Source organism: Sinobaca sp. SA16-1, from assembly GCF_059510515.1.
On sequence record NZ_JCAKFL010000002.1, the window covers coordinates 126,252 to 146,829 of the forward strand.

Consider the following 20,578-nt stretch of genomic DNA (forward strand, 5'->3'; position numbering starts at 1 on the left):
ATTTTTACAATTGATGATTAAAAAAACCATTAAATTGACAGATAATCTACCTCAGTTTTTCCTACGGTGGAAAGTATATCTACTTTTTTTATAAATGTGCAGACAATAAAAAAATGCCCATAAAACAATGAAAAATGGAAACTTGTAAAAACAAGTTTCCATTTCATTATAATTATCATTTTATAGGGTGGTGGCTTTCTGTTGCAGGAAATCTTCGGTTGATATCACTTTCGCATACATGCCTTGGAGTGCGCCGACAAACGCATATTGAACCTGTTCTGCTGAAACGGTCTTATTTTGATAAGCCAACTCTCTTGTCGCACAGGCATCTTCGATAAGTGTTGTTTCATAGCCTAAATCCACGGCCGCCCGCACGGTTGCATCGATACACATATGTGTCATCATGCCCACCACTACTACCTTTGTTATTTCTTTTTCTTTTAATTGGTTTTCTAATTTTGTTTTTAAGAAGCTGTTGGGAAAGTTTTTGACAATGATGCTTTCTTCTTCCAATGGCTGAACTGCTTCATGCAGTTCTGCACCTTTTGTATCCGGAAGAAAGAAGCCGAGGGCCGGATCACTTGCGATATGTTGTACGTGAAAAATAGTATCTTTTTGATTTTGTCTAAACCATTCAAGAACTTTAGCAGCATTCGCAGCTGCGCTTTCAGGGTTGCTTAACTCCATTTTTCCATTTGGAAAATAATCGTTTTGAATATCGACAATGATTAAAGCTGTGCTCATTTGCTTCACCCCATTACTAAGATTTTAATACAAGGTAATCATATACTTAATTTCAACTTATATCGACCTTCAAATTTTCCGCTGATATTTCCCAAGTCCAAATATCACTTTTTTATATATAAAATTCTTGTGGAGAGTCTTCCTATTCTTTTTGTAAGTGTACAGACCATACGAAAAACGCCCATAAAGTTATCTATAACCTTTACGGACGTTTAATCTGATTTTTCTTTCTTTGCAGAGAAAACAATCGCTGGAGTGTTTTCTCTATAAAGAAGAGGAGAGAGTTTTTTTCTCACTTAATTGACCTGTTGCGACAAAAAATGTTTGCTCGTCGGTTTCTTTTCTACATATTTTCCGTAAAACAACCGTATATCGCTTCCCCTCTATCATAAGTTCATAGGGATGATTTGTTTCAAGCGCGTCCTGAATCGCAAACACAATCTTACCAAAATTGCTTTTTTTCGTTTTTTGTCTGCCAAAAAAACGTCTTTTCACTTTGTGTTCTCCTCGTTTGGAAACAAGAGGACATTTAAAATGCATCACAATCACTCCACATGTTACTATTCCATTTTCTAAAAATAAGGCTGAGTTTTGATTTCCAGCCATGTTTCTCTCCCCCCTTGTTTACTTTATATAAGGCATATCGATATTCTGCTGATCGTAGGAATGGATGGATCGACTGCCGGCATATGAACTAATGTGATTGTTCAACCGGTCATCTTTTTATCAAATGTTCAATTCATCAGCATGAAGGTTCCAACTGCTATAACAATGAGGATAATAAAAGCTGTGATCATATATGTCGTTAAGCTGTTCATACTACTCCTCCTTTTTCCCAACATGCTATTTTTGATTTGACGAAAACAATTTTTATGGTTAGTATAAAAACGCCTAAATAGACAATGATATTTTTGTTCAGGAACCAACTTATCCCCCTGTCACTTGCTTAGACAGATCATTTTGGTTAAAGAATCCCTTCTCTTTTCGTACATGACGAAGAGGATTTGAAAGAAGCGAATAAGGAGGAACAATATCCAAATCCACTTCTTTTGTTTTCATCAACACATGAAGTCGTTCTTGCACAACTGGTAGAAATGAGACGGTCGTAATAATCCATTCCCGGGGATGATAGGGGGAGATGGCTTCATAGAGTTCCTCTTCCGAAATAAAACAAACAAGCTGGTACCCCTGCTCCCGCCATGGTTTGAGATCACTTAATGTACCGACGATAATTTCATGGTTCTGCTTGCGGCAAAGATACGCTACCAAAGGGGTAGTATTCATGGGAAGCCTCCTTTTTTTATCATACAGATTATATGTCTATTCGATGTTATCAGCGTTACTCGCCTTTTTTGAATCGTATTTCGTTACAATGAGCCGGTCATTCTCTTGTACTCACTATTTCTTCTTTTTTAAAACGATTGGGATTGATTTCAGCCTCTATTTTTGGCAGCATACGAGCTGTCCGCATGGATCAGCACCACCATATTTCCACGTTCTATATCATCGATATAAAGAAGCGCTTCTTCTTCCAGCAGGCCTAACCGGATTAAAGTATCTTTAGTGTGCCCTCCGTGTTCGATACCTTCCGGTGTCCCGGAGAACACTTCCTTCATGCTGTCCAGAAAGTCGTGTTTTTCTTTGCTTCGCTGCCGTGGATTTTCTACCTGAATATTGGTATCTGTCTCTTCGGCCAAAATAGTTCCCCGTTCTTCATCATTGAGAACGATGGAAAGGTCGCTGGAACGAATGCCCTGTTTTTTCAAATATTCCACGCGTTCTCTTGCTTCATGTGCGGTTTCATATACACCCTGTAATTTTGTCGTCATTGTATCGCACCTTCCTTTTCCTTTTTTTGTTTTCTATCTGGATACCTCTCTTCTTGCGTTCTTTCACCATGTGTACTCTTTTTGTTGTATGATTGTTTCCTCCTTTTTCAGAATAGTCCGTAAAAAAAGCCACACCTGCCTTCGAAAGGCGGTGTGGCTCGGACAACAAACGTTCTTGTCTGCTGACTGTACCATAGGTTTATAGAACGGCCCTGCCGTACGTTTTGTCGTTATACAAAGAATGCCTATTTTTCTTAAAGAAAATCGAATCATGAATCATTTCTTATGTCAGCCTGCACGTCCATAGTAGTGTTATTTACATAGATGGTTTTCTTTTCTACTATGGTACAAGCTTCTTTTTCCCATTCATGCCGTAAAGCAGAAGGATAGCAGAGAAACGTAATAATCATTTCCTGGGAACGATAAAGCTGCAGAGCTTTCACTAATTCTTCCACTTCGCTGAATATGTTTTCTGTTGTTTCACCTGTAATTGTTTTAATTTCTGCCTCCGTTCCCACTAATACTTCATTGCTTTTACTAACATAGACAAAAGCAAATAATGTCATGGTAACGCCTCCTTTTAATGCCAATAGAAAAAGCCACATCTTCCCTAAAGAGGAGATGTGGCTTAGACAACAAACGTTCTTGTTTACTGCCTGTACCTTAGATGTATAAGCGGCTGTTCCGCTTTTTATATTATTCTAATTATATCACACTTTCCCTTTTATATCAATCCGCTCCGGTGTTTCCTCCCCTCTTCTTTCGGTTTTCTTTCGGTTTTTCTAAGCCAATCAATAAATATCCTTTATCTTTCTGAAAATGCCAGTCAACAAATGTTTCTTCAATCGTTCGCTGTAACAGACTTTCCAGCACATGCTTAGCAAATATTCTTTTTTCCAGCGGCCGCTTTACAATTTTTAAAGTCTCGACATAGTCCTGCTCGATTAGGGCATTTTCAATTTCAACAAAAACGCCAATACGTTCAACTAAAATAAGCCGTGGGTTTAACCAGAATAGATTGGTTTCCTCCGGTTCCTTCTGCACTTTTTCGCTGAGAGCGTTTATTTGTCGGTGAAACATCGTTTCATTCAATTCTTTGGGCCACGGAAACGCATCTACTTGTGATGGGGAAACGTCCAGTACAATCCACACCATTCCCGTACATTTTTTATTCTTTCGAAAGTTCCAATCATAATAAATTTCCAGAACCGTTTCGTTGGTTTCTTCTTCCACAATCTGCTGAATGACAGGAAGAATTTTGATCATCATCTGTTCGCGTAATTGATCCAATTGCAACCGGTTGTTTTGGTTCAATAACACCTCTTCCATTGGAGCTAAAAACCCTTGTAAATGGATGGTGACAAAAGGTGGGGTGACCATCACATAGATACTCTCAGGCCCTTTTCCAAAATGCGTTTGAAACATTTTCCCTAACCGTTTTGATGCCTGCTGCTCGTTTTCTTCTTGGGTATCCATTTGCGGCATCCTTTCTTTAAGCGATTAGCCTCTTCGGCAGATTATGTTTGATTTGTTCTTATAAAGCATTAGAAAAGAGCTGCAAATCCGCTAGTGAATTTGCAGCTCTTTTCAACAAAATACTTAAACAAATATACAGACCATTCTACGATACAGCTTTATTTGAATTACCGGTTTGAAGTTGCTATATGGTGATCTTTTTCAGGGAAAACCTTCTGGTCCAGGTATTTATGGAAAAACCATTCTCCTGCGCCGATGATAAGTGCGGAAATAATGGCTGCCTGTACGATGTCATCACTGGTGACAAGTATAACATCTCCCATCAACCAAATTACAAGAAAGGCCAGAACGATATCTCCAACTGTCGCCATAGCATTACGCTTTGTCTGGTCTGAATCAGCATCATTCGTGCCGACTCGAGTCGTTTGACCCGAAGCGGGTTGAATTGTATGATCTTCTTTTTTGCGGAAAACCATAAGATCCCCGAGCAAATAAGCCAACAAAGTTAGAACCAAACTGATAATCAGTGTATTGCCGACTTCTACATTGTAAAATGCTGTCAAGACAATTAATAGGACAACAGCAACCATAAGAAATTTCATACTAAGTGCTTTTAAGTGTTTCACTGTCTTTTCCCTCCTTTCTATTTTAATTGATAATTCCCTGGTTTCGTCAGCTATTATTCTGCTGCTTTACACGGACTGGCTGAATGAAGCCATAAAAAAATAGGCCGAAAAAGGCCTATGCGCCTTTCTCGACCTATTAGCAGGCATTGATTCCTCTAATTACAGCCGGTCATGTATAAAGTTAATTAGATCCATTTATCCGAAACCACGTCATTATTCTAAACGGTGTTACTCTTACTATTCCCAAGTGGAGTGTTCTTAAACGTACGCCATCTGCCTCTAATCAAAAAAACTTCCTTTTTTTGTATTTTTGGAAATATATAGTTGACAAAGTTCCAACAGCTTCTATAATTTTTAATATATACTAGTTTTGCCCCTGCTGAACACAATATTTCATGTGTACATAAAAGGGGGGCATGAAATATGAAATTTAATAAAGAAGACATGAAAATGAACCTTTCACTGTTATGGATATTTGTGCTTTTGAACATGATTTACGCCGACATTTTTGGATTTATGAAGACTGGGTTTATACAGGAAATTATAACGGGAAATGTTGACGGCATCCAGATCACACCTGGTTTTTTGTTGATAGCAGCCATACTTATAGAAATTCCAATTATTATGGTTCTTTTATCAAGGTTTTTGAAGTATAAAATAAATCGATGGGCGAACATCATTGCAGCTTCTTTCACTATTGTATTTATTATAGCTGGTGGAACAGCCGCTTCTTTCTATATCTTTTTTGCAGCCATAGAAGTGGTAGGTTTGTTACTAATAATATGGTGTGCTTGGAAGTGGACAGATCCTGACACTGCTCCTCTATAAGCTATTCATTTTATATAATAGTAGAAGGGCTTGTACTGTCATTAGTTTCGTACATTTCTAGTTAACTCAACCTATTGCTGTTTTTTTATTTTCTTTCGGTTTTTCTAAACCAATCAGTAAATATCCTTTATCTTTCTGGAAATGCCAATCGACAAACGTCTCATGGATCGTTCGCTGCAACAGGCTTTCCAACACATGCTTAGCAAATAAATTTTTTTCGAGCGGGCGCTTTACAGTCTTTAAGGTCTCGCCATAGTTTTGTTCAATTAATGCATTTTCAATTTCAACAAAAATGCCAATTCGTTCGACTAAAATCAACCGTGGATTTAACCAGAATAGATTGGTTTCCTCCGGTTCCTTCTGTACTTTTCTGCTAAGCTCAATAATCTGACGGCGAAACATCGTTTCATTCAATTCTTTAGGCCACGGAAAAGCATCTACTTGTGATGGAGAAACGTCCAGTACCATCCACACCATCCCTGTGCATTTGTTGTTCTTTCGAAAATTCCAGTCATAATACATTTCCAGAACTGTCTCGTTGAGATCTTCTTCCACAATCTGTTGAATAACAGGAAGAACTTTGATCATCATTTGTTCGCGTAATTGTTCCAGCTGCAATTGCTTATCCTGATGCAATAATATTTCTTCCATTGGAGCTAAAAAACCTTGCAGATAAATCGTTACAAAAGGGGGGGTGTTCATCACGTATATCGCCTCGGGGCCTTTTCCAAAATGAGTTTGAAACATCTTCCCTAATCGTTTCGATGCTTTCTGTTCCTTTTGTTGTTGAGTAAGCATTGAAAGCGTCCCCTTTCAATAATAAGCTTTTGTTTTGTTTACTTTTTATTAGAATCTTATAAACAAAAAAGATAGCATATGTGGTTTCCCTTTTTAGTATAGAATATCAAACTTTTCTTAAAAAAAGTAAAGAATAGCTTGCATTTCTACATACATAAAAAGAGCGGCCAAAAGTAGCTGCTCTTTTTGTTATTCAACAGTAGGAATAACTATTTTGTTTAAAAAAACTAGCATCATTTCCATAAAATGGCAATTTATTTAACAGTGAAATACATAGAGGAAGAGCGGTATTGCTCTTTCTCTTTCCACTACTCTTATGGTCAAGTGGTAATGATATCGTTTCGTAATACCTCGAAGAAGAACCGGTAGCTGCCTCTATCACCACCGTCATCAACGCCTTCAACAACAAGATCGTGAGTCCACCGTTCTACGGGGCGGGAACCGTCCTTACGCCGGTAATTAGGTTGAAGCGGGGGCCCGGAACCGCCCATAAGTTCTCCTGCGGAAATGAACTTGGCTTTCACTGGGCAGGCATCGTCTCCCATTCCGAGAACATTTCCTACCACCCACAAAGAAGCGTCGTAGAATGTTTCTTTCTCGCTGGCTACAACCAACTCAGCTCCAGCACCTATCAATCCCCCGGCTGCAGCGGCAGCGGCTTCATTCAACTTGGCGGCAACTTTACGGGTTATAGCCTCTACGTCCCCACTGTCTTTTTCAATCCATGCTACGCGAAGGTATAAATCTTCTACTGGTACTTCATTTACCAGAGGGACTTGGGGGAACGTCAGCCTTGCCCCTGGTTTGCCCATATTCAAGTATTTGCTGTCCGGAATCCGTATGGACTGAATCAATCGGTTGGCTGGTCCATGTACGGAGATCACTCCATAGACCTCGTCGGAGTTTTCCTGCCGTACTTGGCACTCAATCGCTACCAGCCGCACACTGACCACAGACTTTTCAGTGATACGTGTCTCATGATTCTGATGGTTGTATTGAATTTGACCAGATCGGCACTGTAGAGCCCACTTTCCAGGTTCCACCTCAGAGACGGGAAAAGTTGGGTCCAGCGGTAGACCGAGCGCAGAAAAGGTACCTCCGAAGCGCTCCCAGGCATTTTTTAGTTCCTCCTGGGCCTGTTGTCCCTCTAAAATCCGGCTAATATGACTCCGCTGGTTAGGGCCAATTTTGCGGATCGGAACTTTAATTTGTCCTCCATCTTTGAAAGGTTCTAAAACGTCAGATTGCTGACCTGGGAATAACCTCCCGGCCACCGCTCCTTTAAATCGGCTGGAGGTTTGAGCAGGGAACTCAATCACATCAGAATTGACTTTAAGCTGACCGTTGCGCAGTGCGGCAGAAATCAAATCGATGTTATCCGGACTAGGCATAGCGCATCACCCTTCCGTTTATTTTGGTTACTATTTTTGACTGTTGACGCCTTTTCACTTGGCTTCAGTCTTTCCATTTCGTAACATTTGATGATAATTTCTGTTAAAGCATCAGATAACTTTGAATCACTAAAATAGTTGTAAAGCAGATCTTCGAAACGTAACATTGTTGCAACAAAGCGCTTACTTTATGATTATAACGACCCAGTCTTAAAGGCGAAAAATACGTTCTTTTTCATTATTATGATTTTTCAACTACATAATATCATATTTTTAAAAATTATGAATTTTTAATTAGTAATATTAATTCTATTTATTTTTTGAAATACTTCAAGGTTTTTCCCAACTAAAATTTAAAAGAAAATCTTAGAAAATTGACCAAAAAACTAGTAAAAAAACAGTCTGGAAATTTCCGGACTGTTTTTACTCCTTTTTGAAATCCATCTGGTAAGCCCCTTTCTAATCTTGTTTAAATCCCTTCAAACTTTTCACCGTGCTTCATGACCAAACGACGCTTTCATTACATCAGGAGAAAGGGTCACCGCGTGACAGCCGGCTACACTTAACTGCTGCACCTGTTTTGCATTTTTAAAACTTGCTTCGAGTACTTTTGTATCAAATAGATGGTGGTCGATGATCTGCAGTAATTCCTTCGTCACGCCTATCCCATCCAAAAACATATTATCGATCCTGTTCACATAAAGAACGGGCATTCCGCTCTTAAACGATTTAAATAATCTTTTCTCTGTTAGAAATTTCATTGTGTTGTGATTAAAGTTTGCTCTATTTATTAAATCGATAGGAAAAAACAATCCAGCTAACTATTAATAACGGTTTATTTTCATCACTTACTACATGGGAGCTAATGCTTAATGAACGAACCCCGCCGATAAGGTCCCGCTCCACATCCCCTATCATTTCTCCGTCTTTATATACCTCCATTCGCTCTCGAATCGTCTTTGCTCGGAATTCATAGAGATGTCCATCGATTTCTAAAACCATATGCTCCAGCAACTTTTTCATATGTTCTTTTGTTAGCTCACTTTTAATTTCTGCTATCCTTGTGTTATTTTCCCAAATGGTATAACGTGCATGTCCTTTCCAATTCTCTTCACTAGAAACGATAAACGTTCGACCGTCCTGAAATTGGAATGCTAATTGCAAAAACCAGAGTCCTGGTGTACGCAATACATCCGCTACCATTTTATGATAGCTTTTGGCGTAAAATCGGTTGTATGTAGCTACTAATTCTTCTCCTTGAAAAATCTTCTTTTCTCCTGTGAGTAGCTTGTCTTTAAGTACAGTTGTCCATTGTCTACTTGAATCGGTTGGAGAATAAGCGGCGTCTTTATGCTTCTGCCTTATGCTAATCCAAAGAAAAAATGGTAAAGCCAGCAAGAAAATAGACGCCCCTTTAAGGTGGGAGGGGTTATACTCTCCTGCAATTGCCCACCTAAGAGAAATACCTATCAAAGCCGCTATAAATAAAACAACCATTTTTGTCATGTGACTTCCCCCACTTAACTCCTCTATAAAAAGACAGGAGACTTTCCTTTCTCCTCTAAATCTATAGTTCGTTTGTTCTTTTCATTACCCCCATTAAAAAAATAGAAAAATATAAGCTTGAACGAAGACAAGCAGTGTCGCGAAGGCGGAATGTTTCCGGTCTCTGGTAGACTCTTCTACTATGTACCATCTATACATATTGATGGGTATCCCTACAAACACCACAAGACCAAAGAAAATCCAAGATAAAGTAGGCGCTTCAAAGATAATCGCTAACGGAATATATAGGAGAATACCTGTCGCTACGAGGTAATACGTCATACGGATGGCTTTCACGTTTCCCCTCCTTCTTGTCTGTTCGAAGTATTCATCCTCATACGATATAAAAGGCGAATAAGATGAACAAAAATAAAAAAGTATACAATAAATTAGACTTTTTCTTCTCTGCTTGATAATCGATAAGAGTAAGAATAGTGAATGCTATTAGCATAATCAGCCCCATTATAGAATGATCTGCGAAAAAGAAACCAAGGGCCAGAATACAAATAAGGATTCGCATCGAATATTGGACCGTTGTCATGATGACCTCCTATACGATTACATGATTTTCTATACATTACGGCGCCAAAACGATAATTAAGACAAGCGCATACAGTCCAGCGGTCAGAAGACTGTACCATTTCCTATCTGCCTGATAATCAACGATACGGGCGGCGATAAGCGATAGAATAGGAAGATAGACAAATAGAAAGTAATCCGTAAATAAGATACCTATTCCGAAAACGCTGATACTTATTCTTGTAACAATTTATCATGTCGTCATACAAAGCCTGCCTTTTTTATAATATGTATCTCAGAGGGAGGATGTTTTTCTCTCACCGAGCAGACTCTACAAGGATTGTACTCGGTTTGTTTATTCATTCTTTTTTTATGTACATACCATTGCATTTATAAAACTTCTTATTCGGCAGGTTTTCTGCTTTTCAAAAAGGTATAAAAGATGGATCCCACAGAAAAGAAAGCTACAATAATAAGACCTCTTTGGATAGTACTTTCCCATTCCATACCATCTAAGAAAAGCCCACTGTATATTAAAAGCAAAAAGAAACCGATCAATGCTCCAATCAATATGTTTATAAGTGGTTTTATGTAATGGATAGCTATCTCCCTCTCTTTTACTGGTTGTTTCCTCTCGATAGACTAACCTAATCCTTTGTTTCCGGTTGGACGATCCATTTTCCCTTCTTTAATTGATACCCTTGTCGGGTCATCGAGAAGAAGTAGCCTCCTAACATAATAAGTAAAGAGACGGCAGCAATGACGCCTCCCATTAATATACTCATCCATAACCTTTCAAAGGTAAAAAGAAAGCCTGTCATCAGGATAGTTAAAATGGCAAAATAGGCGATCGGATTCTTTGTACCATCAAAATTTTGGTCAAATGTGGTCATACCTTCTTCTTTAAAATGCTTATACACGGTAAACCGAAAAAAGAAGCTGATCGTCGCCCCAGCCGCTACCCCTATTACTATATTATCTGCTACAGTTGCGACACCGAAAAGAACAGCAAAAGTAAAAATACCCAATATAAAACTTAATCCATGAAAAATGGCGTTTTTATCCTTCACTATCATCCTTCCTTTCTATTACTATTTAATAGATCCCCTCTCTTCTCACATAATCAAACGGGAAAATAGAGCCAGTAATGCTCCTACAATAAGTATAATTCCCCCTATTCGATATTTTTTAAATGACGGGGAGAAATAAAAATGCAGACCTAAAAATAAAATGCCCATAACAGTAAAAATACTTCCCCATTCTGATGAATCTATAAAAAAGAGTAACATCACTCCTATCAATATAGAAACTGCAGAAGCAATATAAAAAATGTAATTCATTAAAAACCCTCTTTTCTATAGCATAATATAAAGAAACAGATAACTAATTTAACTTTCTAATTGTTTTACTAATTTATAAAACGTTGTTTTTTTCACCTCAGCTTTTTCCATGGCCTTTACTGCGGTGATCTTTCCTTCTTTCCATTCCTTGTACGCCTCTAAAAAAGCATCACTTGCTTGCGCTTGTGGTCTTCCATACGCCTTTCCCTGTTTTAAAGCCATATCGATTCCTTCACGTTGGCGCTTTCGAATACGATCTCGTTCTTCCTGCGCCATCCAGGATAGAATTTGTAGCACCAAATCAGCAATAAAGGTCCCCATGCTGTCTTTATATTGGGTCGTATCCAGTAAGGGCATATCCAGGACGACAATATCGGCTTGTATTTCTTTCGTAATGGCATTCCATTCCTGGACAATCTCTTCCTTATTTCGGCCAAACCGATCCAAGGAATGAATATATAACACATCCCCTTTTCGTAGCATCCGTTTTAAGAGCTGGTACTGGTCCCTCTGAAAATCTTTTCCACTCACTTTATCGATAAAGATATCTCGATTTGGGATGCCTTTATCGTTCATTGCTTGGACTTGTCGTCCTTCATTTTGATCTTTGCTGCTGACTCGTATGTACGCGTAGTGACGATGTTCCATCAGTATCCCCTTTCTTTTTACAACCCTCCTGGAAAGTATACCGTTTCCGTTCGTAAATGTGTAGGCGAAATAAAAAACGACCGTAAAGTTAATTACAACTTTTACGGACGTTCATAGTGATTCTTTTTGCTCTTATTTTATGCGTTCCTAAAAGTTTACTTTTACGAACAACGAAAAAATACGTTACTAGCACTTCCTCTTTCCTATCCTTTTTACATGTTTAATTTAGGTAGAAAAGGAAATAGATAGAAGTAATGCATTTTTAATTATACATAAGGAGTTCGATGGTCATTGGAATACTTGTCATTTACAAAACCCTTTTTTGTTTTCTCTACTAAAAAAAGCAGTCTAAAAAACAAAGAAGGGCAAATAAAATATCGTTGTCAAAAATATTATGCTTCAAGAAGCGAATTATTTTTACTAAAGAACATCCACAACGTGAAAGTGTACGATGCTTCGAATAACCTTCAAGGTCATGTTATTCAAACCGAACGAGCACGTGATAAATGGAAAATAGAGTTTGGAGAGCAGCTAGAACATATGGCCCGTATGGAAGATGTGTCTACTATTTCCACTCACAAAAGACTTTCCATAAGCTTTTTAGATAAAAGGTGGTTAATTAAACATAATCTTGGTCAGAAAAAAGCACATATGTATCAAATAAAAAATAATGAACCGGAAGATGAAATGGTTACATTCACTACGGACAAAATAAGCTTATCCAATCACGAAATAATACCCGTTGAAACAGACGTAGATGAAAGATTGATCATAAGCGCTTTATATACGTTCGCTTTAATCAAAAGCAGAGAATAAAATTTAATTCCTATTATATCCAGAGCCACTCTTTAAGTCATCTTCCATACCCAGCTTAGGGAGGACACTATCTCTATAAGTGTTTTTTAATGTTCGCAGACCTCTCCCAACTAACCTTTCATACGTCAATGCTATTAATACGCATTTTATACCTAACCAGATCCTTTAAATTCGTTAACAGAGAGGAAGAAAGTAATTGATATACCAAACGTTATTAGTGTTTTGTGTTTTAGGAGGAGTATTTTTCATTCTAGATCCTTTACTGGGGGAGTCTTCCTCCCATCCCCATGAGCGTATTAGACCCGAACGGTATTATTCTTTACTTGGTCTATATGCCATTTTTGTTTTTTTCTCCATCGTTTACACTACCAGGGTGTTTAAAAACAGAAAGAAAAAACAACATCGGTCCCTGGCTCATTTAGACCCTGATCATCTAAAGCACCTGCAGCCGAATCAATATCTTTTTCAAGAACCTTATCAATTGCTGCATGACGTACCACACGGTATTTATAACCATCAAGGGGAAGTGCTGGCTGCATTTGAAATAAACGATTCGAAGACTTCACCACATGCTGATGTACTCACCAGACTAATGAAATATCCCAATGTCAAAATATCTTCTCACACGTCTTCTACGATTATCCAGTTAGAACATGAACCTTTTCGGAAAGCCATGTTTTTAAGAAAGTATAAGGTATATAGAAATGGAGAGTATCAAGGCTTTCTCGAAATACCAAAAGTAAAGCTCAATCATATGAAGCATCTGTTCTTTTTCAAATATACGAAAAACAACAAAGAATACCAGATAGCAAGTGGTCAGTTAGACACGGTGGCTTACTTGACTGATCTGGAAGAAGACCGGGATATCCTTACCGTGGAGCGCTCTACCCTGGGCCTAAATAAATCCAAAACAGCTGGGGAAAAAGGACGCATCCATACGATAGAAGACTCACATATACGGGACGAGAATGAGATGGCTTTAGAAGAAAAAATGGCTGTTTATTTACAAGCCTGGCTATTTGCTAACAAAAAATCATGATTTTCTGCGCTTCATTGAATACGATTGCTAAGGTCATAAGTTAAGGAACCGCGTATCCTAGTGTATTTATTTCCTAACACGATCCTTTGTTCATATGGGAGGTTCTGAATAGGAGAAGACACTTTCGATTAAAATACGAAGGGGGTCTTTCTATGCATACTATTGATGAAGCTCTAATAAAAATTTTGCACTTACGCTTTATGGAATCCACACCAAAAGGCGTGCACTATTCCATAGAACAAAATAGGGAGATCTGCCCCTATAAACGAGTCTTCTACCTCCCCTTCATACGTTCTTTTTACTGACGTGGTTCGATAGGTTTCTCCCACTTCTTCTTTTTCCGAATTTAATATTTTTCCTTTTCCAGAAAAGGTTGCTTTGATAGAAAAGAATGGGAGCTCCTCTACCTTTACATCCATTTGGTGCATTTTAAAAAACCCGTCTGGATTACTTATCCTACCAATAGAATGTTCTCCTTTCTTTATTTCCCATTCTCCTCCTTTAATCAAGGTGAAAGAGTTTTGGACAATACGATATTGGTCACCGTTTGTATCATGTATATTCAGATTAATATCATATTGTGGGCTTCTTGTTTGAGGGTTCGTAAAATATCTACTAATGGAACCTATTTGTTGGCCATTTTCATTTACATCAAATGTTTTATCTGATTTACCAACGGTTGGCGCTGTATATTCAAAGTGCATATAAACCCTCTTTCTCTTTTGATGTCTTATAGATCTATAAGGGAAGGGATCAGACATCCTTGCCTATTTATTGAATGAAATGATCTTTTGTTCATCCAAGACGTTATACAAATAGCATTACATACATCGCACCAATCAAAGCACCCGTTTCTACATGAGTAAAAGACTCCTGATCATGGATATACATTTTTTTCTTGAGCCTGGGAGGTTCTAAATAGGAAACATATGCTGCTGCTATTTTTTTATCAGCTGCATAATTCCAAACTCTAACTTTAAGGGATCACTACTAGCTTATCAAAACACTTCTTCTCTTTTTTTTCATCGATATCTAACTACTATGCTCCTAAACCGCTTGCAACAAAAGATCGAGAGATTTGAAAGGGTCCAGCCTGACAACTTTTATATCTCCATTTAAAAGCAGCGTAAACTTAAAACAAAGATCCCTTTTACTTATTACGTACGATTATAGGCTTCTTGTAGAGATCTTCTCTTCTGTTATTAAGATAATCTAGAAAGCCTCGAGCTTTTTTTATTTCCGGAAGGTGGAGTTTTATAACGGCCAACTCTTCGTTGTGGCCACCTTTATACAAGGACTGCCCTTTTGGATCTATCACTTGGCTCTCTCCAAAAAAGACATTATCAATGTGTAACCCAACTTTATTAACGGCTACCATAAAAAGATGATTTTCCATAGCACGAGCGTGGAGATAACTGTCTTGATATTGTTGATAAGGGACCATATTTGCTGCCAATACTATCACTATTTCTGCACCATTAGCTGCAAGCTTCCTTGCCATTTCCGGAAATTCCACATCATAGGTGATTAAAATTCCAATATTCCCCTCTGCACAATTTATGAGCGAGAAATGATCTCCTTCAGTAAAAATTTCTTTTTCATTATGATATAAATGAGTTTTTCGATATACATTCAATATCTCTCCGTTCGAATCAATAAAAATCGCAGAGTTATAAAGTTTATTGTCACTCGCTTCTGGAAAACCAGCTATTATTTTTATTCCGCAATTTTTAGCCGTGTCTTGCAGCATTTTAATACTTGGCCCCTCAACTGATTCTGCAAGTTCATATAGTTTGTCATTGATCACATATCCGGAAAGAAATAATTCCGGAAACACAATACATTCAGCACCTTGTTGTTTTGCCTCGACTATGGAAGTAACCATTCTTTTTAGATTTGCGTCTTTATCTAATAGTTCGCATCGCAATTGAGCAAGGGCCACAGTAAAAGAATCTTTTGCCATTAACTTTTATTCCTTTCTTTAAGCGAGTTCTTTTCAAAATATTTTTTAATTTTTTTAGAAATAGTAGATTGGTCTACTCCTAAAACTTCTGCTGTTTTATAAGTGTTTTCATATTGACGATAAGCTTGCAATATCAGTTTTTTCTCTACTTCTTCTTTCGCTTGTTTTAATGTGGGAAGTTCTTTTTCCCAACCTTCATTAAATGGAAGCGGATTTTCTCTTGTATTGTGATATATTTTAGCTTCTAATGCTAAATCTTTTTGCTCAAATTCTAACGCTCCATTTGTTATAATCAAGCGCTCTATAGTATTTTCAAGTTCACGCACATTCCCTAACCATTGCTTTTGACAAAGATTACTAATTTCTGCTGGAGTGAGAGAAAAAGAGCTTTCGTATTTTTGATTAAATTTTTGAATTAAGAGCTTAATTAAATCCGGGATATCTTCTTTTCGCTCACGTAGTGAGGGGATCCGAATTGGTACCACATTTAAACGATAGTATAAATCTTCTCTAAAAGCCCTCTCTGAAACCAATGAAGCTAGATCTTTATTTGTGGCTGTAATAATCCGTATGTTAATTTTTTTCCGAGAGATACCTCCAACTCTTCTAATTTTATTTTCTTGGACCACATCTAGCAATTTCGATTGCATAAAATATGGAATTTCTGCAATCTCATCTAAAAAAATGGTACCTCCTTCTGCCGCTTCGAATAATCCTATCTTTCCGGTATTTTTCCCTCCCGTAAAAGTTCCTGGTTCATATCCAAATAATTCCGATTCTATTAAATTTCCTGGTAATGAACCACAATTAACCGTTACAAAAGGCATTTCTTTTCTACTGCTTTTATTATGAATGAGGCGAGCAATGGCACTTTTTCCAACCCCTGACTCCCCTAATAACAAAATTGTAGGATCTACTTCAGCCATGTTATCAATAATTTGAAGGATCTGTTTCATGGGTGGTGATTCAAAAATCATTTTTGTGTCTAAATGTTCTGGTTTCTGATAACCAAAACGAATGAATACATAGGCTTTACAAGCTAAGTTTTTTAAAGAATACGAACAATAATAAACAACATCTCCATAGTGAGTTTTTATCGATTGAGAAGTTACCTCAAAATCAAGAGAAGTCGTAAAGACGTTTCCCCAGTTTAAATCACGAATATTCTTCCCATTTTCAAAAAAAGTATTAGGATGTTGTAAAACTATTTTTTCCTTTCCTTGGATATCAACAATTAATCCTTCTTCATCGGTTAAAATCAATATTTGATGAAAAAATGCCATTTTATCTCCCCATTTTGATGCTTTATATCATCATGATGCGCCAAAACATCGTAATTTTATTAATTTAATGAATTATATCATCTTTTTAAGATAATTATCTAAAAAAGACTGAAAAATCAATCTAATTATATTGGCATGATCATTGCATTAATAAAAGGAAATGTGAATTAAAGGAGGGAAAAAAATGAATATTACTATTGCTCAATTCACACCACTATTAGGCAACAAAGAAAAAAATTTAGAGAAAATTGAAAAAATCATTAAAGAATCTAAAGAAGACTCTACTGATTTAATTATCTTTCCTGAACTTTGCTTAACTGGATATGCGATTCATAAATTATCCGAAGATATATCTGAAAAACTTCAAGGAGAAAGTGTTCAAACAATGCAAAACCTTTGTTTAGAAAATAAAGTTAATGTGGTATTTTCCTTTCCTCAACGTAACGATAAAGGTCTATATAACACCGCGGTATACATCAATGATGAAGGGGAGATTCAATCTGTTTATCAAAAAACACATTTATTTGATAAAGAAGCAAATATTTTTGAACGTGGTGAACATTTCCCAATCGTACAAACTTCTTTTGGTAACATTGGATTAATGATTTGTTACGATTTAGAGTTTCCTGAAGTGGCAAGAATTTTGAAAATGAAAGGGGCAGACCTTATCGTATCTCCCACAGCCAATATGGTGCCTTATGCGGAATACCAAGAAATTTACACTAAGAGTAGAGCCATGGAAAATGAAGTTCCTTTAGCCGTATGTAATCGAACAGGCAAGGAAGAAGAGATGACTTTTTTTGGCCAGAGTATGATAGTAGACGCATTTGGTAATTCTCTACTAAAGCTAGGAAGCAAAGAAGAAGTAAAAACGATTCACGTTCCATTAAATCTCCCCAAAGATCCAAAATTAGATTATTTGCACAATCGTCAAGCTGACTTGTACTCTGACTTAATCTATTAATGTAAGGAGGATGAACATTATTAGTAATGATAGAAAAGATGAGTTACAACAATTTGCCGAAGAATTAGAGATAGTCACTGATGTAACAAAGACTGATCACCATTTATTATTTTGGATAGGTGTCACGCCATTCTTTATCCTGTTTCTCTTTATCGGACTATAACTTATATTGGCCATGAAAGGAGAACTCTCATGCGGAAAAGCTCAATCGATATCGCACCTATCGCAGCGAAAGATCGAGATGCTAGTCCATTTACGATGTTTTGGCTTTTTGCTGGTGGAAATGTTCTATTAGCAACGTTTATGGTGGGTAGTGCTTATGCAGAAGGGCTTGGACTGACATTAATGATTGTTGCTACTATCTTTGGTAACTTAGCAGGGTATACTATATGCGCTTGGTCTAGTCAAAAAAATGTTAAGTATGGAATAGATGAGGCAATTTCTCATCGCCCAACTTTTGGCTATCATGGCGCATTATTTGGAGTAATGCTAATTGTTTTTATTACCATCGGCTGGGTTGGAATTCTTTCTAACATGACAGGAAGCGCTGGCCAAATGGCTATGAATACTATAACTGGTGGTTTTAGCTTCAAAGGGGATTACAGTCTATACGCGCTTGGTGGGGGCATTCTTGTTCCGCTTATCCTATTATTAATCAATCCAAAGATTGGATTCAAACTTGCTAATGTAACAGTTCCACTGATGGTATTATTTTCCCTCTACATGCTCTATGAGATGATTACAGGCAGTGGGGCTGCTTCATTATCAAGGATAGAAGCAACGGGTAGTGTTAGCTGGATGTACGCCTTTGAAGTCATCTTCGCTTTTGCTGTCGTTTGGTTACCTTACTTGGGAGCATGGAATAAGTTTTCAAAAACCGAAAGAGGTGGATTTTGGGGCACTTACCTTGGCTTAGCCCTTATCGGCATATTGTTTGGAATTATTGGAGGTATAGCAACCCTTCTAACTGGAGAAATCGACCCCACTTTATGGATGGCTGAACTGAATTTAGGTATTTCTGGTTTCATTATCGTAATTTTAGGGACCATTACAAGTTCTGCGATGCTGTTATATGCAGCTATTATGGCGATTCTTACCGTATTTCCCAAATGGAACTTTCACCTAGTTGCTATCTGTACGGCAGCTCCAGCGGTCATTTTCGTCTATGAAGGTACGTTAAGAGGAATCTTTGACTTAATTCTTATTTTTGGGGGGATGTTAGCAGGACCATATTGGGCGATTATATTAATTGATTATTTCTTCTTAAGAAAACAAAAAATCGACGTGAAAGCTTGTTTTGACCCAAGAGGCATTTACCGTTATTTTAATGGAGTGAACCCAATAGCTGTCACTGCTCAAATTATTGGTATGATTACCTGGATTTTTCTTGGTGGTTGGATGACAGGCTTTAACATGCTTACATTTTCATTAGGTGATCAATTTTTCTACTTCACATCTGCAACACTTCCTTCAATGGGAATCTCTGCCATGGTTTACTTTGTACTAGCAAAAACTGTTGCTTCGCAATATTTATTTGTAGGTAAAGAAGATAATCAACCTTCTATCCCTGAAAAAAAGACCGCTAGTAAAGTTTAGAAAAAATCAATCCAATCACACAAATCAAATGGAGGCTGATTAAGATGACTAATGATACTTGGAGTAGTGTATTACACGCAGGACCAGCGACCTTTTTAAATAGCCCTTTAATAGAGCCCGATCGTCAAAAATTAATGAAACATAATGTGAAAGCTGGAATTCTTGGAGTACCTTTTGATAACACTACGATCACACGAACAGGTTCTACAATGGGACCACGTCGCGTTCGCGATGTTTCCTCTATGACTATCCCTTACCATTTTGATTACGATATAAATGTCCATGAAGCATTTAATGTTCATGATTGTGGAGACGTCAGGGTTAAAATTGGTGACGCATTTAATACTATTGAAAGAGGAAAAGAAGACGTCCTAGAACTCCTTCATGCGGGTACCCTTCCTGTTTTAGTTGGAGGCGATCACGCTGTTACTATTTCTTCTACCAGAGCATTATCTGAATTCGATTCAACCAAAAAATATGGTTTTATTCTGTTTGATGCTCATTTAGATACAGCTGAAGCTATTGACGGTGATAAATGGAATCATTGTTGTCCAGTACCACGAACGATGGAGCTTGATTCGTTTCGTCCTGAAAATGCGGTTATTATAGGACCTCATGGGCCAATGAATCCCAAAAGTGAATTAGAGTACGTAAAAGAAAACAACATCTCCTTGTATACGATGAGAGATGTCTATAAAAATGGAATAGAAAAAGTAGTAAAAGAAGCTATTGAGATTGCATCCAAGGATACTGATGGGGTATATATCTCTTTTGATATGGATTCACTGGAAGCTTCTCAAACCCCTGGAACGTGTGCCCCTACCCCAGGTGGAATTCTTGTTCGTGAAATGATTCAAGCCATTGATCTTCTTGGTAACGTAGAATTAGTTGGTTTCGATGTAGTCGAAATTGCCCCTCCATATGATCATGGGGATATCACAGCGATCACAGCGACAAGATTTATTATAGATATGCTCGCTTCCTATGCCAAAAGTGTAAGCGAACGTTCCACTCAACAACTTATTAAAAGCGACTCAAAATAAAAAGAGCGGGCCCAAAATTTATCCTGAAAATCCCTACAGCAAAATCAGAAGATTAAATGACCAACCTCGTATCACTTTTAAAAGTGATACGAGGTTGTTTTGGAGGTATAGTGTAATTCCCCTTCGCTTC

The 20,578-nt window shown here is 37.5% G+C and carries 26 protein-coding genes; 7 read left to right on the top strand and 19 right to left on the bottom strand.

Going from position 1 to position 20,578, the window contains the following annotated elements; translation table 11 throughout:
- Positions 1-180: 180 nt before the first annotated feature.
- From AC5W2J_RS04715 to AC5W2J_RS04745, 7 genes are all read right to left on the bottom strand, one after another.
- Positions 181-744 carry a cysteine hydrolase family protein gene (locus AC5W2J_RS04715; protein ID WP_496058339.1) on the bottom strand — a complete coding sequence of 188 codons (564 nt, stop codon included), beginning with the start codon at positions 742-744 and terminating at the stop codon, positions 181-183.
- A gap of 264 nt (positions 745-1,008) precedes the next feature.
- Entirely contained in the window at positions 1,009-1,350 is a 342-nt protein-coding gene (locus tag AC5W2J_RS04720; RefSeq protein ID WP_496058340.1) for a hypothetical protein, read from the bottom strand.
- Positions 1,351-1,671: 321 nt separating this feature from the next.
- Entirely contained in the window at positions 1,672-2,028 is a 357-nt protein-coding gene (locus AC5W2J_RS04725; protein ID WP_496058341.1) for a hypothetical protein, read from the bottom strand.
- 149 nt (positions 2,029-2,177) lie between these two features.
- Positions 2,178-2,573 carry a general stress protein gene (locus AC5W2J_RS04730; RefSeq protein WP_496058342.1) on the bottom strand — a complete coding sequence of 132 codons (396 nt, stop codon included), beginning with the start codon at positions 2,571-2,573 and terminating at the stop codon, positions 2,178-2,180.
- A gap of 269 nt (positions 2,574-2,842) precedes the next feature.
- Positions 2,843-3,139, bottom strand: a complete 297-nt coding sequence (locus AC5W2J_RS04735; protein ID WP_496058343.1) for a hypothetical protein — start codon at positions 3,137-3,139, stop codon at positions 2,843-2,845.
- A gap of 163 nt (positions 3,140-3,302) precedes the next feature.
- Positions 3,303-4,049, bottom strand: coding sequence for a Na-translocating system protein MpsC family protein (locus AC5W2J_RS04740; RefSeq protein WP_496058344.1), 747 nt, complete (start codon positions 4,047-4,049; stop codon positions 3,303-3,305).
- 167 nt (positions 4,050-4,216) lie between these two features.
- Positions 4,217-4,675, bottom strand: a complete 459-nt coding sequence (locus tag AC5W2J_RS04745; protein WP_496058345.1) for a DUF2512 family protein — start codon at positions 4,673-4,675, stop codon at positions 4,217-4,219.
- Positions 4,676-5,098: 423 nt separating this feature from the next.
- On the opposite strand from AC5W2J_RS04745, the gene AC5W2J_RS04750 reads away from it, so the two are divergent.
- Positions 5,099-5,503: a DUF6326 family protein gene (locus AC5W2J_RS04750; RefSeq protein WP_496058346.1), complete on the top strand. Its 405-nt coding sequence runs from the start codon at positions 5,099-5,101 to the stop codon at positions 5,501-5,503.
- A gap of 66 nt (positions 5,504-5,569) precedes the next feature.
- Here the strand turns inward: AC5W2J_RS04750 and AC5W2J_RS04755 are convergent, their stop codons facing one another.
- From AC5W2J_RS04755 to AC5W2J_RS04795, 9 genes are all read right to left on the bottom strand, one after another.
- Positions 5,570-6,301, bottom strand: a complete 732-nt coding sequence (locus tag AC5W2J_RS04755) for a Na-translocating system protein MpsC family protein (protein ID WP_496058347.1) — start codon at positions 6,299-6,301, stop codon at positions 5,570-5,572.
- A 320-nt stretch (positions 6,302-6,621) separates the two neighbouring features.
- Positions 6,622-7,185 (bottom strand): hypothetical protein, encoded by a 564-nt coding sequence (locus AC5W2J_RS04760; RefSeq protein WP_496058348.1) that lies wholly within the window; start codon positions 7,183-7,185, stop codon positions 6,622-6,624.
- A gap of 995 nt (positions 7,186-8,180) precedes the next feature.
- Positions 8,181-8,453, bottom strand: a complete 273-nt coding sequence (locus AC5W2J_RS04765) for a transaldolase family protein (RefSeq protein ID WP_496058349.1) — start codon at positions 8,451-8,453, stop codon at positions 8,181-8,183.
- A 22-nt stretch (positions 8,454-8,475) separates the two neighbouring features.
- Positions 8,476-9,198, bottom strand: coding sequence for a tubby C-terminal domain-like protein (locus AC5W2J_RS04770; protein ID WP_496058350.1), 723 nt, complete (start codon positions 9,196-9,198; stop codon positions 8,476-8,478).
- A 93-nt stretch (positions 9,199-9,291) separates the two neighbouring features.
- Positions 9,292-9,534 carry a hypothetical protein gene (locus tag AC5W2J_RS04775; protein ID WP_496058351.1) on the bottom strand — a complete coding sequence of 81 codons (243 nt, stop codon included), beginning with the start codon at positions 9,532-9,534 and terminating at the stop codon, positions 9,292-9,294.
- 37 nt (positions 9,535-9,571) lie between these two features.
- Positions 9,572-9,778, bottom strand: coding sequence for a hypothetical protein (locus AC5W2J_RS04780; protein ID WP_496058352.1), 207 nt, complete (start codon positions 9,776-9,778; stop codon positions 9,572-9,574).
- 625 nt (positions 9,779-10,403) lie between these two features.
- Positions 10,404-10,826, bottom strand: coding sequence for a hypothetical protein (locus AC5W2J_RS04785; protein WP_496058353.1), 423 nt, complete (start codon positions 10,824-10,826; stop codon positions 10,404-10,406).
- A 45-nt stretch (positions 10,827-10,871) separates the two neighbouring features.
- A complete protein-coding gene (locus AC5W2J_RS04790; RefSeq protein ID WP_496058354.1) occupies positions 10,872-11,096 on the bottom strand; it encodes a hypothetical protein in 225 nt (74 codons plus the stop codon).
- Positions 11,097-11,144: 48 nt separating this feature from the next.
- Positions 11,145-11,744 carry a recombinase family protein gene (locus tag AC5W2J_RS04795; protein ID WP_496058355.1) on the bottom strand — a complete coding sequence of 200 codons (600 nt, stop codon included), beginning with the start codon at positions 11,742-11,744 and terminating at the stop codon, positions 11,145-11,147.
- Positions 11,745-12,035: 291 nt separating this feature from the next.
- Between AC5W2J_RS04795 and AC5W2J_RS04800 the strand changes: the two genes are divergently transcribed.
- Together AC5W2J_RS04800 and AC5W2J_RS04805 are read left to right on the top strand one after the other, a co-directional pair.
- Positions 12,036-12,560 (top strand): tubby C-terminal domain-like protein, encoded by a 525-nt coding sequence (locus AC5W2J_RS04800; RefSeq protein WP_496058356.1) that lies wholly within the window; start codon positions 12,036-12,038, stop codon positions 12,558-12,560.
- Between the two features lie 196 nt (positions 12,561-12,756).
- On the top strand, positions 12,757-13,599 hold the full coding sequence (locus AC5W2J_RS04805) for a hypothetical protein (protein WP_496058357.1): 843 nt from the start codon (positions 12,757-12,759) through the stop codon (positions 13,597-13,599).
- Between the two features lie 191 nt (positions 13,600-13,790).
- Here AC5W2J_RS04805 and AC5W2J_RS04810 read toward each other — a convergent pair whose 3' ends face one another.
- The 3 genes from AC5W2J_RS04810 to AC5W2J_RS04820 all read right to left on the bottom strand — a co-directional run bounded on the left by AC5W2J_RS04810 (position 13,791) and on the right by AC5W2J_RS04820 (position 16,845).
- Complete coding sequence (locus AC5W2J_RS04810; RefSeq protein WP_496058358.1) at positions 13,791-14,303, bottom strand: tubby C-terminal domain-like protein; 513 nt, start codon at positions 14,301-14,303, stop codon at positions 13,791-13,793.
- Between the two features lie 446 nt (positions 14,304-14,749).
- A complete protein-coding gene (locus tag AC5W2J_RS04815) occupies positions 14,750-15,562 on the bottom strand; it encodes a carbon-nitrogen hydrolase family protein (RefSeq protein ID WP_496058359.1) in 813 nt (270 codons plus the stop codon).
- The gene (locus AC5W2J_RS04820) at positions 15,562-16,845 is read right to left on the bottom strand and encodes a sigma-54 interaction domain-containing protein (RefSeq protein WP_496058360.1); all 1,284 of its coding nucleotides are present in this window, start codon (positions 16,843-16,845) and stop codon (positions 15,562-15,564) included. Before AC5W2J_RS04820 ends, AC5W2J_RS04815 begins: the two co-directional genes overlap by 1 nt.
- Before the next feature lie 184 nt (positions 16,846-17,029).
- Between AC5W2J_RS04820 and AC5W2J_RS04825 the strand changes: the two genes are divergently transcribed.
- The 4 genes from AC5W2J_RS04825 to AC5W2J_RS04840 are packed head-to-tail and all read left to right on the top strand — an operon-like array spanning position 17,030 to position 20,448.
- Positions 17,030-17,809 carry a carbon-nitrogen hydrolase family protein gene (locus AC5W2J_RS04825; RefSeq protein WP_496058361.1) on the top strand — a complete coding sequence of 260 codons (780 nt, stop codon included), beginning with the start codon at positions 17,030-17,032 and terminating at the stop codon, positions 17,807-17,809.
- A 10-nt stretch (positions 17,810-17,819) separates the two neighbouring features.
- Entirely contained in the window at positions 17,820-17,972 is a 153-nt protein-coding gene (locus AC5W2J_RS04830; RefSeq protein WP_496058362.1) for a hypothetical protein, read from the top strand.
- Between the two features lie 29 nt (positions 17,973-18,001).
- On the top strand, positions 18,002-19,405 hold the full coding sequence (locus AC5W2J_RS04835) for a purine-cytosine permease family protein (RefSeq protein ID WP_496058363.1): 1,404 nt from the start codon (positions 18,002-18,004) through the stop codon (positions 19,403-19,405).
- Positions 19,406-19,449: 44 nt separating this feature from the next.
- Positions 19,450-20,448: an agmatinase family protein gene (locus AC5W2J_RS04840; protein WP_496058364.1), complete on the top strand. Its 999-nt coding sequence runs from the start codon at positions 19,450-19,452 to the stop codon at positions 20,446-20,448.
- Positions 20,449-20,578: the final 130 nt, after the last annotated feature.